Origin of the sequence: Collinsella phocaeensis (assembly GCF_900119895.1) — a bacterium.
GTDB lineage: Bacteria > Actinomycetota > Coriobacteriia > Coriobacteriales > Coriobacteriaceae > Collinsella > Collinsella phocaeensis.
In genome coordinates this window covers 101,473-115,885 of the sequence record NZ_FQLR01000004.1, presented here as the reverse complement: position 1 = coordinate 115,885, position 14,413 = coordinate 101,473, and the positions used below count along the sequence as shown (strand labels likewise).

At 66.9% G+C, this 14,413-nt stretch carries 9 protein-coding genes; all 9 read right to left on the bottom strand.

Translation table 11 applies throughout. The features are described from left to right. Positions 1-35 precede the first annotated feature (35 nt). The 9 genes from carB to BQ7355_RS02625 all read right to left on the bottom strand — a co-directional run bounded on the left by carB (position 36) and on the right by BQ7355_RS02625 (position 14,161). Positions 36-3,335 (bottom strand): carbamoyl-phosphate synthase large subunit, encoded by a 3,300-nt coding sequence (gene carB / locus BQ7355_RS02665; protein WP_072414819.1) that lies wholly within the window; start codon positions 3,333-3,335, stop codon positions 36-38. 154 nt (positions 3,336-3,489) lie between these two features. Then, a complete protein-coding gene (gene carA / locus BQ7355_RS02660; protein WP_072414818.1) occupies positions 3,490-4,908 on the bottom strand; it encodes a glutamine-hydrolyzing carbamoyl-phosphate synthase small subunit in 1,419 nt (472 codons plus the stop codon). A 704-nt stretch (positions 4,909-5,612) separates the two neighbouring features. After that, positions 5,613-6,497, bottom strand: coding sequence for a PfkB family carbohydrate kinase (locus tag BQ7355_RS02655; RefSeq protein WP_072414817.1), 885 nt, complete (start codon positions 6,495-6,497; stop codon positions 5,613-5,615). Positions 6,498-6,785: 288 nt separating this feature from the next. Further along, complete coding sequence (locus BQ7355_RS02650; protein WP_072414816.1) at positions 6,786-7,685, bottom strand: hypothetical protein; 900 nt, start codon at positions 7,683-7,685, stop codon at positions 6,786-6,788. 30 nt (positions 7,686-7,715) lie between these two features. Further along, positions 7,716-9,485, bottom strand: a complete 1,770-nt coding sequence (locus tag BQ7355_RS02645) for an ABC transporter ATP-binding protein (RefSeq protein ID WP_072415865.1) — start codon at positions 9,483-9,485, stop codon at positions 7,716-7,718. A 352-nt stretch (positions 9,486-9,837) separates the two neighbouring features. Continuing rightward, a complete protein-coding gene (locus tag BQ7355_RS02640) occupies positions 9,838-10,437 on the bottom strand; it encodes an NUDIX domain-containing protein (RefSeq protein ID WP_072415864.1) in 600 nt (199 codons plus the stop codon). Between the two features lie 209 nt (positions 10,438-10,646). After that, positions 10,647-11,951, bottom strand: coding sequence for a phosphoribosylamine--glycine ligase (purD, locus tag BQ7355_RS02635; protein WP_072414815.1), 1,305 nt, complete (start codon positions 11,949-11,951; stop codon positions 10,647-10,649). A 17-nt stretch (positions 11,952-11,968) separates the two neighbouring features. Further along, positions 11,969-12,871, bottom strand: a complete 903-nt coding sequence (locus BQ7355_RS02630; protein WP_072414814.1) for a DegV family protein — start codon at positions 12,869-12,871, stop codon at positions 11,969-11,971. A gap of 3 nt (positions 12,872-12,874) precedes the next feature. Continuing rightward, positions 12,875-14,161, bottom strand: a complete 1,287-nt coding sequence (locus BQ7355_RS02625; protein WP_072414813.1) for an adenylosuccinate synthase — start codon at positions 14,159-14,161, stop codon at positions 12,875-12,877. Between the last annotated feature and the right edge of the window lie 252 nt (positions 14,162-14,413).

Here is a 14,413-nt window from a genome sequence, read left to right as displayed (position 1 = left end):
GCCCGCCCTCCCCAAGCAGCCTCTCTTCGGCCGGCTTACGCCAGGTCCTGCAGCGCGATCACGTCCATGCCCGCGCCCGGCGCTGCCGCGCCCTCGCCGTCCTCGCGCGCGGCCTCGACCGCCGCGATGAAGGCACCGGCCGCCGAGAGCGCCGTGAGGCACGTCACGCCGCGCCGCACGGCCTCCGTGCGCAGCAGGTAGCCGTCGCTGCGCGAACCCGGTCCGTACGGCGTGTTGATCACGAACGCGATCTTTCCCTCCGCGATCATGTCGCCGACGTTCTCGCGCTCCCCGCCATGCGGGCCGCTGATCTTCTCCACGACCTCGCACTTCACGTTGCCGCCGGCGAGCACGCGCGCGGTGCCCTCGGTCGAGACGATATCGAAGCCCAGGTGGCGCAGGATGCGCGCATGCGACAGGATGTGGCGCTTGTCGCGGCCGCACACCGAGATGAACACCTTGCCGTCCGCAGGCGTGGGCAGGCGGTAGTCGATGGCGAGCTGCGTCTTCGCGTACGCCTCCGGATAGCTCTTCGCGATGCCCATGACCTCGCCGGTCGATTTCATCTCGGGCCCCAGGATGACCTCGGCGCCCGGGAAGCGGCCCCAGGGCATCACGGCCTCCTTCATGCAGAAGCGGTCGAGCTCGCGCGCGTCGTCGGGCAGCCCCAGCTCGCCGATCTTCTCGCCCGCCATGATGCGGGCCGCCATCTTCGCCAGCGGCACGCCCGTCGCCTTCGAGATGAAGGGCACCGTGCGGCTCGCGCGCGGGTTGGCCTCGATCACGTAGACCGTCTCGCCCTTGATGGCGTACTGCACGTTCACGAGACCGCGCACGCCGAGGGCCCGGGCGATGCGGCGCGTGGTGTCGCGCAGCCGCCCCTGCAGCTCGGCGGAGAAGGAGAACGGCGGGATGCACGTCGCCGAGTCGCCGGAGTGGATGCCCGCCTCCTCGATGTGCTCCAGGATGCCGCCGATGTAGACCTCCTCGCCGTCGCAGAGCGCGTCGACGTCGGACTCGATCGCCCCCTCAAGGAAGCGGTCCAGGTAGACGGGGTAGTCGGGCGAGACGCGCGCGGCCTCTGCCATGTACTCGCGCAGATGCTCGGCGTCGTAGGCGATCATCATGCCGCGGCCGCCCAGCACGTAGCTCGGACGGACGAGCAGCGGATACCCGATGCGCGCGGCCACGTCCTGGGCCTCCTCGAACGAGGTCGCCATGCCCGCGGGCGGGTACATGATGCCCAGGCGGTCGAGCACCGCGCTGAAGCGCTCGCGGTCCTCGGCCAGATCGATGGCACCGGGCTGCGTGCCCATGATGCGCACGCCGGACTCCTGCAGCATGCGGGCGAGCTTGAGCGGCGTCTGGCCGCCGAGCGTGACCACCACGCCGTCGGGGCGCTCGACGTCGATCACGTCCATGACGTCCTCGTAGGTGAGCGGCTCGAAGTACAGGCGATCGCTCGTGTCGTAGTCGGTCGAGACCGTCTCGGGGTTGCAGTTGACCATGATGGTCTCAAAGCCCCGCTCGGCCAGCGCGTAGCTCGCGTGCACGCAGCAGTAGTCGAACTCGATACCCTGCCCGATGCGGTTGGGGCCCGCACCCAGGATCATGGCCTTGGGCTTGGCGCACGGGCTCACCTCGTCGACGGCGGCGGCGCGGTGCGCGGTCGGCGCGGTGCGCATCAGCCCCTCGTAGGTCTTGTAGTGGTACTCGGTCGCGCTCGCGAACTCGGCCGCGCAGGTGTCCACCGTCTTCATGCACGGAACCACGCCCAGACCCTTGCGGTACGCGCGCACGAAGCGCTCGTCGCTGCCCGTGAGCAGCGCGATCTCGGCATCGCTCGTTCCGTATTGCTTGAGCAGGCGCATGACGTCGGCATCGATGTCCTCCACGCGCAGGCCCCGCACGCCCTCCTGCACCGCGACCATGTCGCCGATGCGGGCGAGGTACCACGGGTCGATGCGGGTAAGCTCGTAGAGGCGCTCGACGGTCCAGCCGCGGCGCAGGGCCTCGGCCACGAAGAAGATGCGGTTCTCGGTCGCCTGTGCGACGTGCGCGGCCAGCTGATCGTCATCGAGCCCGGCGGCGCCCTCCTTGCCGTCGGCGAGCAGGCCCACATGGCCGTCCTCGAGGGAGCGCATCGCCTTGCCGAAGGCCTCCTCGAACGTGCGGCCGATCGCCATGATCTCGCCCACCGCCTTCATGCGGGTGGTGAGGGAGGTGTCCGTGCCCTTGAACTTCTCGAAGGCGAAGCGCGGGACCTTGACCACGCAGTAGTCGATCGAGGGCTCGAAGCAGGCCGGCGTGGCGCGGGTGATGTCGTTCACGATCTCGTCGAGCGTGTAGCCCACGGCCAGGCGCGCGGCGGCCTTGGCGATGGGGAAGCCGGTGGCCTTGGACGCGAGCACGGAGCTGCGGCTCACGCGCGGGTTCATCTCGATGACGATGAGACGGCCGGTCTTGGGGTTGACGGCGAACTGCACGTTGGAGCCGCCCGTCTCGACGCCGATCTTCTCCAGGATGGCGAGCGATGCCACGCGCATGCGCTGATACTCGAGGTCGGACAGGGTCTGCGCCGGGGCGACGGTGATCGAGTCGCCCGTGTGCACGCCCATGGGGTCGAGGTTCTCGATGGAGCACACGATGATGCCGTTGCCGGCGCGGTCGCGCATGACCTCCATCTCGTATTCCTTCCAGCCCTCGATGGACTCCTCGACCAGCACCTCGCCCGCTGGGGAAAGCTCGAGGCCCTGGGAGACGATCGAGACGAGCTCGGCCTCGTCGTGCGCGATGCCGCCGCCCGCGCCGCCGAGCGTGAAGCTCGGGCGCAGCACGCAGGGGTAGCCCACGCGGCCCGCGATGGCGCGCGCGTCGTCCACGGAGTAGGCGTAACCGGAGCGGGCGACCTCCAGGCCGATCTCGGCCATCGCCTCGTTGAACAGCTTGCGGTCCTCGCCGCGCTCGATGGCGGCAAGGTCGCAGCCGATCATCTCCACGCCGAAACGCTCGAGCACGCCGGCGCGGGCGAGGTCGACGGCGGCGTTGAGCCCCGTCTGCCCGCCCAGCGTGGGCAGCAGGGCGTCGGGGCGCTCGCGCTCGATCACCCTCTCGATGAACTCGGCCGTGATCGGCTCCACGTAGGTGCGGTCGGCAAGACCCGGGTCGGTCATGATGGTCGCAGGGTTCGAGTTGACGAGCACGACCTCATAACCTTCCTCCTTGAGGACCTTACAGGCCTGAGCACCGGAATAGTCGAACTCGCACGCCTGGCCGATGACGATCGGGCCGGAGCCGATGACGAGGATTCGGTTGATATCTTCACGTTTGGGCATGGGTACCTCCGCTTATTCGTTGACTGCCCGCATGGGCGTCCATCCCTGCAGGCTGCCCGGGCGCCGAAGATCGGCTCTCAGTCGTCTGGGAGGCGCACGCGGGCGCCCCCCAGACCGCTCTTCGGCACCGGGGCAAGCCGTCTCCGTTATCGGCTTACTCGGCTTCGGCGAAATTCCAACCCGCCAGGCGATCCTTGGCGATGTCGATGTTCAGGTAGTCCGCGTCGCCGTCCATGAGGCGCGAGAACGCGCTGAACAGATAGTGCGAATCGGTGGGGCCGGGCGAGGCCTCGGGGTGGTACTGCACGCTGAATGCGGGCGCGTCGAGCAGCTGGATGCCCTCAGCGGTCCCGTCGTTGAGGTTGACATGGGTGAGGCGGATGCGCCCGAGCCGCTCGTTGCGCACGACGGGCGCGACGCCGGCGCGCACCCAGGTGCGCAGGTCGCCGTCGGCGGGATGCTCGGACATGCCGGCCGAGAGCTCCGGAACAAGCGTGCCGAGGCTCGGGAACACCACGCCGAAGCCATGGTTCTGCGCGGTGATCTCCACGCGCCCGGTCAAAAGGTTCATCACGGGCTGGTTGCCGCCGCGATGGCCGAACTTCAGCTTTTCGATCCGAGCGCCCGCGGCGAGGCTGATCATCTGGTGTCCCAGGCAGATGCCGAACACCGGCACCTTGCCGAGAAGCTGCTCGACCTGCGTGTACGTGCCCTCGACCGCATCGGGGTCGCCCGGGCCGTTGGAGAGGAAGACGCCGTCGGGGTCGAGGGCGAGCACGTCGGCGGCGCGAGTGTCCCACGGCACGACCGTGAGCTCGCAACCGGTATGGACGAGCCCCTCGAGGATTCCCCGCTTGATTCCGCAGTCGTACACGACGACGCGATGGCGGGCGGGGGTAGCGGGCGTCCGGGCGAAGGCGCGGCATGCCGGCACATCGTCCGCACCGTACGCATAGGGCACCGAGCAGCTCACCGTCTGCACGAGGTTCTCCCCCACCAAAGACGGCGCTCTGTCCAGAAGGGCCCCGAGCTCGTCGAGGTCGAACACCTCTGTGGAAACGATCGCCTTCTGGGCCCCGTGGTCGCGCAGGTGCCGCACGAGCGCGCGGGTGTCCACGCCCTCGATCGAGACGACGCCCTGCTGCTCGAGATAGTCCGGAACGGACAGGGCCGACCTCCAATTGGACGGGGTCGCGCACAGGTCGTGCACCACGAGGGCGCGAAGCGCCGGCGACGCGGCGGGGCGGCGGGCGTCGCCCGGATAGGCGCTCTGGACGTCAGCGGAATCGATCCCGTAGTTGCCGATCTGCGGATACGTCATCGTAACGATCTGTCCCGCATAGCTAGGGTCGGTCAGGACCTCGAAATAGCCCTCGAGCGACGTGTTGAAGCACGCCTCGCCCGTGACGGTTCCCGACGCGCCGCACGCGCGCCCGTAGAAGACGGTACCGTCTTCCAGCGCGAGAATCGCCGGACCCCTATTCCCTTTGCTTGTCGATGCGAGGATGCGCTGCGCCAAATCGCTGGCAGCAGCCTTGCGGGACGCGTTGCCCGCGGTGCTCTTCAGCCCCATGTTCTCTCCTTTTCGGTCTCTCCGTACCGGCTTAAAGGTCAATGGCCTGTGCGGTATTGTAGGCGCATTCCTTCAGTTTTGAGAGTTGAAACTCGATTTATTCATCTTGTAAAGGTATTTTTGTTGTTTTATTCGAAACGGCACCTGCCACCCCATGAGCCGGTGTCCCGGATCGGCGCCCGTGCCCCAGAAATAGCTGAAAATGAGGGTCTGTAATTATAATATATTTAGAAACCCCCTGAGTTCTTGGACAAATCTGCCAGAAAATGACGAATGCAAGGGTTTCTTATTCATGATGCCGGGCCATCTCTTGCCCAAAACGTCTCCGTATGGCCCCTGTATAGCGTCTTTTCTATTTACAGACCCCTCTTTTGCGCTAACATGTCCGAGGCCATCGTCATTATCTGGCAGATTTGTCCAAAAACTCAGGGGGTTGTTCTTTATTTCGAATTGACCAACCCCCACTACGGCATAACCGGTCCGCGTTGCCCCCGTCGCGACGCAGCCGTGACAGAGAACCCCGGTCAAGGCGAAGCCTTGACCGGGGTTCCCAAGCCTATCGACCGCGTCCCGCCGATTTCCAACCGGGGACGTAGCCGCTCTGTAAATCGCCAACCGAGGGAACGTCGTCCCCTACCGGGAACACAGCCATTCCACCAATCGAACCATGGGCACACCGGCCGAAGGGATCCCCAGCGCAGGAGCTACTTGAGCAGCTCCGTCACCTCGCCCAAGACCGTTTCGAACGATACGCCGCGCACCTCGAAGTCGGGCTGCTCGCGCGTGATGCGCATCGCGTCGCGCACGAGCGTGCCGGCGAACTCCACGGATTCCGCCAGCGAGCGGCCCGCGAAGATCGCCGCGGTGAGGCCGCTCGCGAACAGGTCGCCCGTGCCGTGCAGCATGTAGGGCAGAAGCTCGCTCGCGATCTCGGCCGCAGCGGGCTCGGCCGCCGTCGCCACGTAGTTGCGGATCACATCCTCGCCCTCGTGCACGACGCCCTTGATGACCACGGACCGTGCGCCCATGGCGAGCAGGGCATCAACGTTCTGCTGGATGAAGGCGGTATCCACGTCCTGACCGCGATACGGGATGCCCGTCAGGATGGAGGCCTCGGTGAGATTGGGGGTGAGGACGTCCGCCCCGTCGACGAGAGCCGCCATAGCCCCGCACATCTCATCGGTATAGGTGGGGTACTTCGCGCCGCCGTCGCCCATCACCGGGTCGACGATGTGCAGGGCCGAAGGGTACTCGGCGTAGAGGCGCTGGATGACGGCGACCTGCTCGGCGGAACCCAAAAAGCCCGAGTACACGCCGTCGAGCTCGATGCCTTCCTGTTTCCAGGCGTCAAGATACTCATTGAGCATCGAAGTGGTGTCGTGCATGTAGAAGACGGGGAACTTGGTGTGAGCGCTGAACAGCGCGGTCGGCACCGGGCAGACGTCGCACCCGGCAGCCGAGAGCACGGGGATGGCTACGCCCAGCGAGCACTTGCCGTACCCGCACATATCGTGCACGGCCGCGACGCGCGGAATGTAGCCCCCTTCGCGATGGTAGAGGGGTGCGGAGCTGGTGATTCCGTTAGACATGGGTATCCTTCTTTCTCACGCGGACTTATGGACCAGCGACAATGCCTACCATACCCCGTCCGGTCCGAACGCGCGAGCGATCTCACCGTGTTAACACGCCCGCAACCATCCACGCGCCATGCGCCTTCGCCCCCGATGGGCCGTTCCATGCGCCCCACCCCAGCGGCCGCTGGGCGCGCTTATGCAGCGAGCCCACTCCGAACGGCCGAAGTGGGCTCGCTGCATCTAACGGTTATGCCAAGGCGGGGCAGCAGGAAGCGCAGGCGCGCCATGCCGCGGCGCCGGGCGTCACTTCCCCTTCTCGGTCAGATCCTTCGGATCCTTCTCCGCCGGACCGCCGCGGAAGATCTCGGTTCCGTGCAACAGCTGCTCGCGGCGGAGCTCATCGCGGTTGTCCTCGATCTCGCCCTGCGCAATGCCAGTCGGGGCGGCAAGCGACGACACCGAGTTCACCTGCTCCTGGATCTTCGCGGTCGTCTCGTCATCCATGCCGATGATTCTCAGCTGCCAGTCGATGTAGTTGCTCACCGAGGAATCGTCCTTCGTCCAAACGAAGGTGAGCATCGCGCGGCGCGTGCCCTTCGCCTTGACGAACCCGAAGAACCGATCGTGCGCGAAGTTGCCCGCATCGTCCACGAGCACGAAGACGTTGTACACGACGCGGTCGATATGCTCGTTGAGCAGTGCGTTCGTCGAAAGCGCGGAGGCCTGGATCTGGGAGTTGGAGAGGAGCTCGAGCTCGTTTTTGCTGGTGACGTCCGTCACGGACACCTCGAGCACACCCGCGCGCTCGTCCGCCTCGTCGACGACGAACTCGCCGGGAAACTGCGTGAAGCCGTCTCCCCACTCGACGCCGCTCTCCATGGCGTGCGAGACCGTCTCGATGTCGACCCGCTCGGACAGGTTGGCGGTGTTGAGGCGGCGCACCACGCCGTAGGCGACCTGCATGCCGACGACGAGCACGAGCACGAGCACGATGCAGGCGATCGCGGTGCGCGAGATGGTCTCGCCGACATGCGAGCCGGACGGGTCGTCGCCCGAAAGCGGGTCCACCTTCGCGGAGCGGGCGCGGCGCGCGAACCGCGCGCGATCGGACGCGGGGCGGTCGGACGCGACCACGCCCGATGCGTCCAGCTCGGAAAAGAGCTTTTCCGCCTCCTCGGGCGCCAGCAGGTTGTTCTTAGCCATCGTGCACCTTACGCGATCGTCTTGCTGTGCTTACCGTGCGGCGTCCGCGCGGACGCCCTCGAACTGCATCCGATAGTAGCGGGCGTAGATGCCGCCGCGCGCGAGAAGCTCCTCGTGCGTCCCGTGCTCCACAACGCGGCCATCTTCGACCGTCGCGATGCGGTCGGCGTTCTTGATGGTCGAAAGGCGATGGGCGATGATGATCGTCGTGCGGTCCGCGGCGAGGCGCTCCAAAGATTCCTGCACCGCCTCCTCGCTCTCGTTATCCAGTGCCGACGTCGCCTCATCGAGGATGAGGATGGACGGATTCTTGAGGAATACGCGGGCGATGGCGACGCGCTGCTTCTGACCGCCCGACAAGCGGCCGCCGCGCTCCCCCACCACGGTGTCGTACCCCTCCGGCAGCGACGCGATGAACTCATGGATGTTGGCGCGACGGGCGGCGTCCACGATCTCATCGTCGGAAGCCCCCGGCCTGCCGTAAGCGATGTTCTCGCGCAAGGTGCCGTCGAACAGGTACACGTCCTGCTGGACCAAGCCGATGGCCTGGCGCAGGGACTCCTGCGTCACCGTGCGCACGTCCTGCCCGTCGATCTCGATGGAGCCGGCATCGATGTCGTAGAACCGCGGGAGCAGCGCGCAGGTCGTGGACTTGCCGCCGCCCGACGGCCCCACGAGCGCGACGGTCTCGCCCGGCTCGATGGTCAGGTTGAGATGGTCGATGACCGGCTTGCCCTCCGCGCGTCCTCCAAGCTCGACATCCTTGTAGGAGAAGCACACGTCGCGGTATGCGATGGCGCCGGATCCGACCTCAAGGGGACGGGCGTCCGGGGCGTCCTGCACATCCGGCAGAGTCGCCAGGACCTCGTCCATGCGGCGGAAGCCGGCGATGGCCTTCTGGAACGTCTCCGTCGAATTGACCAGCGTCTCGATGGGGCTGGTGAACAGGCTGATGTAGAGCGCGAAGGTCGCCAGGTCCACCGCCGTCATCTGGTTGTTTGCCACCAGATAACCGCCGAGGAGCACGATCGTCAGGTAATGCACGGCCGTCATGCAGGCGCTCGTCGCCTGATAGGCGCCCATCGCGTGGTACTGGTTCACCTTGGACTCGAGGTAGCGGTCGTTTGCCGCGCGGAACTTGGCGCGCTCGGTCTCCTCGTTCGCGAACGACTTCACCACGCGCATGCCGCCCAGCGAATCCTGGAGCTGGGAGTTCACCTCCGAGATCTTCGTGCGGTTCTCGGCGAACACCTCGCGCATGCGGAAGTTCTGGCGGATCATGATGACGGCGAACACCACGGTCACCAGCGTGAGCGCGGCGGCGAGCGACGACGAGATCGTGAACAGGATGACCAGGGCGCCCACGATCTTGATGCCGCAGATGATGATCCACTCGGGGAGATGATGGGCCCCCTCGCAGATATCGAACAGGTCGTTCACGACGCGGCTCATCATGTCGCCCGAGCTGTGCGCATCGAAGTAGCCGAAGCTGAAGCGCTCGTATTGGTCGAAGAGGTCCTCGCGCATCCGCGACTCCATGCGCGCACCCATGATGTGTCCCTGGGCGGACACGAAGTAGACGCACGCCGTGCGCACCAGGTACATGACCACGAGCCCGACGCCCAGGAAGAGCAACCCGTCCATGATCGCCGCGGCGCCCTGCGTGAACAACCCGCCCGTCAACGCGCGGAGGATGATGGGAAACGCCAAATCGATGCCCGCATATGTGAGCGCGCAAAGCGTATCCGCTATGAACAAGCCCTTTTCAGGGCCGTAATATGACAAAAACCGTTTAAACATATCGTCCATTCCCCCGATACAGCCAACAACCCAAAGACGCCGCCGAGCGCCCCCACCTCCCCCACCTCATAACCGCATCCGGCCCCGCCGGATGCGCCAACCTCCCCTTGCCGCCAGGCGCACGGCGGGAGTCGTGTCGGGCCGGAAGGGGTACGCTCCCTGCGATTTCTGAGCGAAGCGAAGCCGAGCCCCGCTCCAAAACCGCATCCGGCGGACGCCGGATGCACCAACCCCCTCCTCAGCCGGGCGCACGGCGGGAGTCGTGTCGGGCCGGAAGGGGTACGCCCCCTGCGATTTCTGAGCGAAGCGAAGCTGAGCAGGGGGCATACCCCTTCCGGCCCGCCATGAACACCTACAGCCGGTGCGCGATCGCATCGCACGCGAGCGCGCCGACCACGGTCTTCGCATCCTCGATCTTGCCGTCGAGCACCGCGTCGATCAGCTCCGTCAGCGGCACCAGGTCCACATTGATGAACTCGTCCTCATCCGGACATGCCTGATCGAACTCAAGCTGGGTCGCCATGTAGATATGGATCAGCTCGTCTGAAAACCCCACCGAGCTCGCGATCGTGGTGAGGTGCCGCAGGCGGTGCGCGATAAAGCCCGTCTCCTCGTGCAGCTCGCGCCGGGCGCAATCGAGCGGATCCTCGCCCGGGTCCAGCTTGCCGGCGGGGATCTCCACCGTCACGCGGTCAAGCGCGGTGCGGTACTGGCGAACGAGCGCGATCTTGCCCGACTCGGTCAGCGCGACGACGGCGGCCGCACCGGGGTGCCGCACGATGTCGCGACGGCTGCGTCGCCCGCTCGGCAGCTCGACCTCAAGCGTGCTCACGTCGAATATCTTGCCCTTCCACGCGATCTCCTCGGAGAGCGCGCGCTCGCGCAGGCCGGGGTCGCGCGGGTCGTCGTCCCCCAAGACCAGCGTCGACTCAACCGCCTGCTCGCCCTCCATGGGCTCGGTCTCCTGAGCCTCGACCTCGGTGACCTCGCCGCATGTCTCCTCGTTCTCCATCATCTCTCCCATCGTGCCAAAAGCGTGATGACGGGCCATCCCGTCACCACGCTTGAAATCCAACAGTGCGAACGGATCCCGTCCGCTATCCAAACGCCTCGATGCGGCGCTTCGAGCCCCAAGGCCCCGCACCGCCAGAAGCGTCGACGCTACGCTTCCCAGGCGGAGCGGCCGCGCAGCGCGCGCAGGCCGATGTCGCGGCGAAGGGTCTTGCCCTCGAACTCGATCTTGTCGCAGGCGGCGTAGGCCAGCTCGCGGGCGGCCTCGAAGGTGTCGCCCAGCGCGGTGACGTCGAGCACGCGGCCGCCGGAGGTCACGACCTCCCCGTCCTCGTTGACGGCGGTGCCGGCGTGGTAGACGGTGACGCCCTCCATAGCGGCCGCGTCATCGATGCCGCTGATAGCCTTGCCCTTCTCATAGGATCCGGGATACCCGGCGCTCGTGAGCACCACGGAGACGGCCCACTCGTCGCGCCATTTCAGCTCGATCTCGTCCAGGCGCTGCTCTGCGCAGGCGAGCATGACCTCGACCAGGTCGCTCTCCAGGCGGGGCATCAAGACCTCGGTCTCCGGGTCGCCGAACCGAGCGTTGTACTCGATGACCTTGGGGCCGGCCGGCGTCAGCATGAAGCCGCCGTACAGGCAGCCGCGGAAGTCGATGCCCTCGCGCTGCGCCTCGGCGATGGTCTCGTCGAGGATGCGGCACATCTCGGCGTGCTCCTCGTCCGTGACGATCGGCACGGGGCTGTAGACGCCCATGCCGCCGGTGTTGGGGCCGAGGTCGCCCTCGAGCGCGCGCTTATGGTCCTGCGAGGTCGCCATCGGGCGAACGGTCTTCCCGTCGGTAAAGGCGAGCAGCGTGCACTCGGGACCGGTGAGCATCTCCTCGATGACGACGGTGCTGCCGGCGGAGCCGAACGCGCCGTCGAAGCACTCGTGCACGGCCCGAAGCGCCTCGTCGAGCGTGAGCGCGACCACGACGCCCTTGCCCGCCGCCAGGCCGTCGGCCTTGACGACGACGGGAGCGCCCTGCTCGCGCACGTAGGCAAGGGCGGATTCCTCGTCGGTGAAGGAGCCGTAGGACGCCGTGGGAATGCCCGCGCGGGCCATGAGCTCTTTGGAGAAACGCTTGGATCCCTCGAGCTGCGCGCCGGCGGCACCCGGGCCGAAGCACGGGATGCCCACCTCCCGAACGGCGTCGGCGACGCCGACGACCAGCGGGGCCTCGGGGCCGATCACGACCAGGCCGCAACCGGTCTCGCGGGCGAAGTCTGCCACGGCGGCGGGGTCCTCGGCGTCGAGGGCGACGTTCTCGCCGACCTCGAGGGTGCCGCCGTTGCCCGGGGCGACGTAGAGCGTGCCGCAGCGCGGGCTCTCGGAGAGTTTCTTCGCGATCGCGTGCTCGCGGCCGCCGGAGCCGAGCAGCAGAATATCGATGCGGGAGTCAGCGTTCATGGGGTTCCTCCTTGGACCTATGCGCGCATGCGGTCTGCAAGCGTCGCGATCAGGGTGTCTACCTTGGGATTATGATACGTTTCCGGCCAGCTGAACACGCCGACCGTCGCGGAGCCGAACGAACGGAGCGCGCAGGGGCCGAGGGGCAGCACGCCCGCATCGGTCGCCTCGAGCTCGTTGGTTTCCAGGGGCTTGCGCAGCGCGCGCAGGGCCATCTCGTCCGAACCCATGGTCACGAAGGCGAGCGGACCGTCGTTTTGGGACCGACGCGCCAACCGCCGCGCGACCAGCGCGCAGGCGTGCTTCATGCTCGATGCCTTGCGCGGGGGCTCTACGCGAAACGCACCCTGTCCGTCGAGGCGGGCCTCGGCCACCATGTTGGCGCCGAAGATCGCAGCGGAGAGGCGCTCGGCGCGCGAGGCCGGCATCGCGCGCATCAGGCTTCCGGCCGACGCCGGGATGAACTGAAGCACGCCGGTGGACCCCACCTGCACCGCACGTTGCGCGGCCTCATCCATCGAGGCACCCTGCTCGCGCGCAAGGGCCGCCTCCACGACGGCCATCGCCTCCCCGATCGACACGCTCCGCGTGTCCACCGCGAGGATGCGGGCGCGGGACGACTCGAGCGCACGCGCGGCAGCGCTCGCCATGAGGTACGTGCGCGAGAGCTCGGCGGCCACATGCAGCGAGAGGATCTCGCGATACCCCTCGCCGATAAGGTCGGAATAGGTTTTGAAAAACGCCGAGGACACCGGCGCGCCCAGCGGAGCGCGCAGGGCGCCGCGGCCCTCCGTGCGCTCTTCAGGCAAAGACGCGTCGCCGCCCCGAACATCCAGGGCGACGACGCGGACATCACAGTGCTGGACCACGAGCTCCGGCAGATCCGCAGCGCTATCGCAGACGATGGCGAACGGATTCATGCGCTACTTCCAGAAGCGGTTGATGGTCTGCTCGCGATCGGGGCCGACGGCGACGAACGAGATGCGGCAGCCGGCGATCTCCTCGAGGCGACGAACGTAATCCTGGGCCTCGACGGGCAACTCCTCGAAGGTGCGGCAGCCCGTGATATCGCACTTCCAGCCGGGAAGCTCCTCGTACACCGGGACGGCGTTCGCGAAGACGGCCTGATGCTCGGGGACGCTCGTGTAGCGAGCCCCGTCGCACTCGTAGGCGACGCAGACCTTGATGGTATCGAAGGCGGACAGCACGTCGAGCTTGGTGAGCGCGATGTCCGTCAGGCCGTTGACGCGGGTCGCGTAGCGGGCGATGACGCCGTCGAACCAGCCGCAGCGGCGGCGGCGACCCGTCGTGACGCCGTACTCGGCGCCGACCTCCGTAAGCGTGTGGCCGGCCTCCTCCTCGTAGGAGAGCTCGGTGGGCATCGGGCCGGAGCCGACGCGCGTGATGTAGGCCTTCATGATGCCGAGCACGCGGTCGACGTTCTTCATGCCCACGCCCGAGCCCGTCACGGCGCCGCCGGCGGTGCAGTTGGACGAGGTCACGAACGGATAGGTGCCGTGGTCGATGTCCAGAAGCGTGGCCTGCGCGCCCTCGAACAGGATGGACTTGCCCTCCTCCACGAGGTCGTTGAGCAGGATGCCCGTCTCGCAGATGTACGGACGCAGGCGCTCGGCCATGGGGAGGTAGGTCTCGCAGATCTGATCCACCGTGTAGGTGGGCATGCCGAAGATGCGGTCGAGCTGCGGGTTGACGCGGGCAAGGGCGACCTCGAGCTTGGCGCGGAAGGTCCCCTCATCGAGAAGGTCCTGCATGCGCAGGCCGATGCGAGCCATCTTGTCCTGATAGCAGGGGCCGATGCCGCGCTTGGTGGTGCCGATGTTGTTCTTGCCCAGCAGCTCCTCGTAGGCGCCGTCGAGGTCGATGTGGTACGGCATGATCACATGCGCGTTGCCGGACACCTTGAGGTTGGCGGTGGTGATGCCGTCGCGCTCGAACATATCGATCTCCTCGAGCAGCACGGCCGGGTTGACGACGCAGCCGTTGCCGATCACCGAGACGCAGTCCGGGTACATGATGCCCGAGGGAACCTGGTGCAGGCCGTACTTGCGATCGCCCACCACGATGGTGTGCCCCGCGTTGTTACCGCCCTGGTAGCGGACCACGCAGTCGAAATCCCCGGCGATCAGGTCGCAGATCTTGCCCTTGCCCTCATCGCCCCACTGGGTACCGACCAACACTGTCGACGCCATGTCTTCTCCTCATAAATCTCGAGAACGCGCTGTTCCGTGCAAGCGCCTAAACATCGGTATTATAGGCGCTCGCGCGCGCCGCGCCATGCAGGCGGGACGGCTATTCGGCAGCATGCTCCGTAAGCTCACAAAACGCCGGAGAGAAACGCCCCCGGGGTCGCAGCGCGCCCTTGCGGACGCGCCCCCTTGGCACGGGCACGGGCAGGAGCTCCGACGGGGCGTGGCCGCGTGCCAAAAGGGACAGGCCCTCGC

Excerpts from the sequence above, each read along its gene's own strand:
- carB (WP_072414819.1), bottom strand. The coding sequence starts at position 3,335 with ATGCCCAAACGTGAAGATATCAACCGAATCCTCGTCATCGGCTCCGGC.
- carA (WP_072414818.1), bottom strand. The coding sequence starts at position 4,908 with ATGGGGCTGAAGAGCACCGCGGGCAACGCGTCCCGCAAGGCTGCTGCC.
- BQ7355_RS02655 (WP_072414817.1), bottom strand. The coding sequence starts at position 6,497 with ATGTCTAACGGAATCACCAGCTCCGCACCCCTCTACCATCGCGAAGGG.
- BQ7355_RS02650 (WP_072414816.1), bottom strand. The coding sequence starts at position 7,685 with ATGGCTAAGAACAACCTGCTGGCGCCCGAGGAGGCGGAAAAGCTCTTT.
- BQ7355_RS02645 (WP_072415865.1), bottom strand. The coding sequence starts at position 9,485 with ATGTTTAAACGGTTTTTGTCATATTACGGCCCTGAAAAGGGCTTGTTC.
- BQ7355_RS02640 (WP_072415864.1), bottom strand. The coding sequence starts at position 10,437 with ATGGAGGGCGAGCAGGCGGTTGAGTCGACGCTGGTCTTGGGGGACGAC.
- purD (WP_072414815.1), bottom strand. The coding sequence starts at position 11,951 with ATGAACGCTGACTCCCGCATCGATATTCTGCTGCTCGGCTCCGGCGGC.
- BQ7355_RS02630 (WP_072414814.1), bottom strand. The coding sequence starts at position 12,871 with ATGAATCCGTTCGCCATCGTCTGCGATAGCGCTGCGGATCTGCCGGAG.
- BQ7355_RS02625 (WP_072414813.1), bottom strand. The coding sequence starts at position 14,161 with ATGGCGTCGACAGTGTTGGTCGGTACCCAGTGGGGCGATGAGGGCAAG.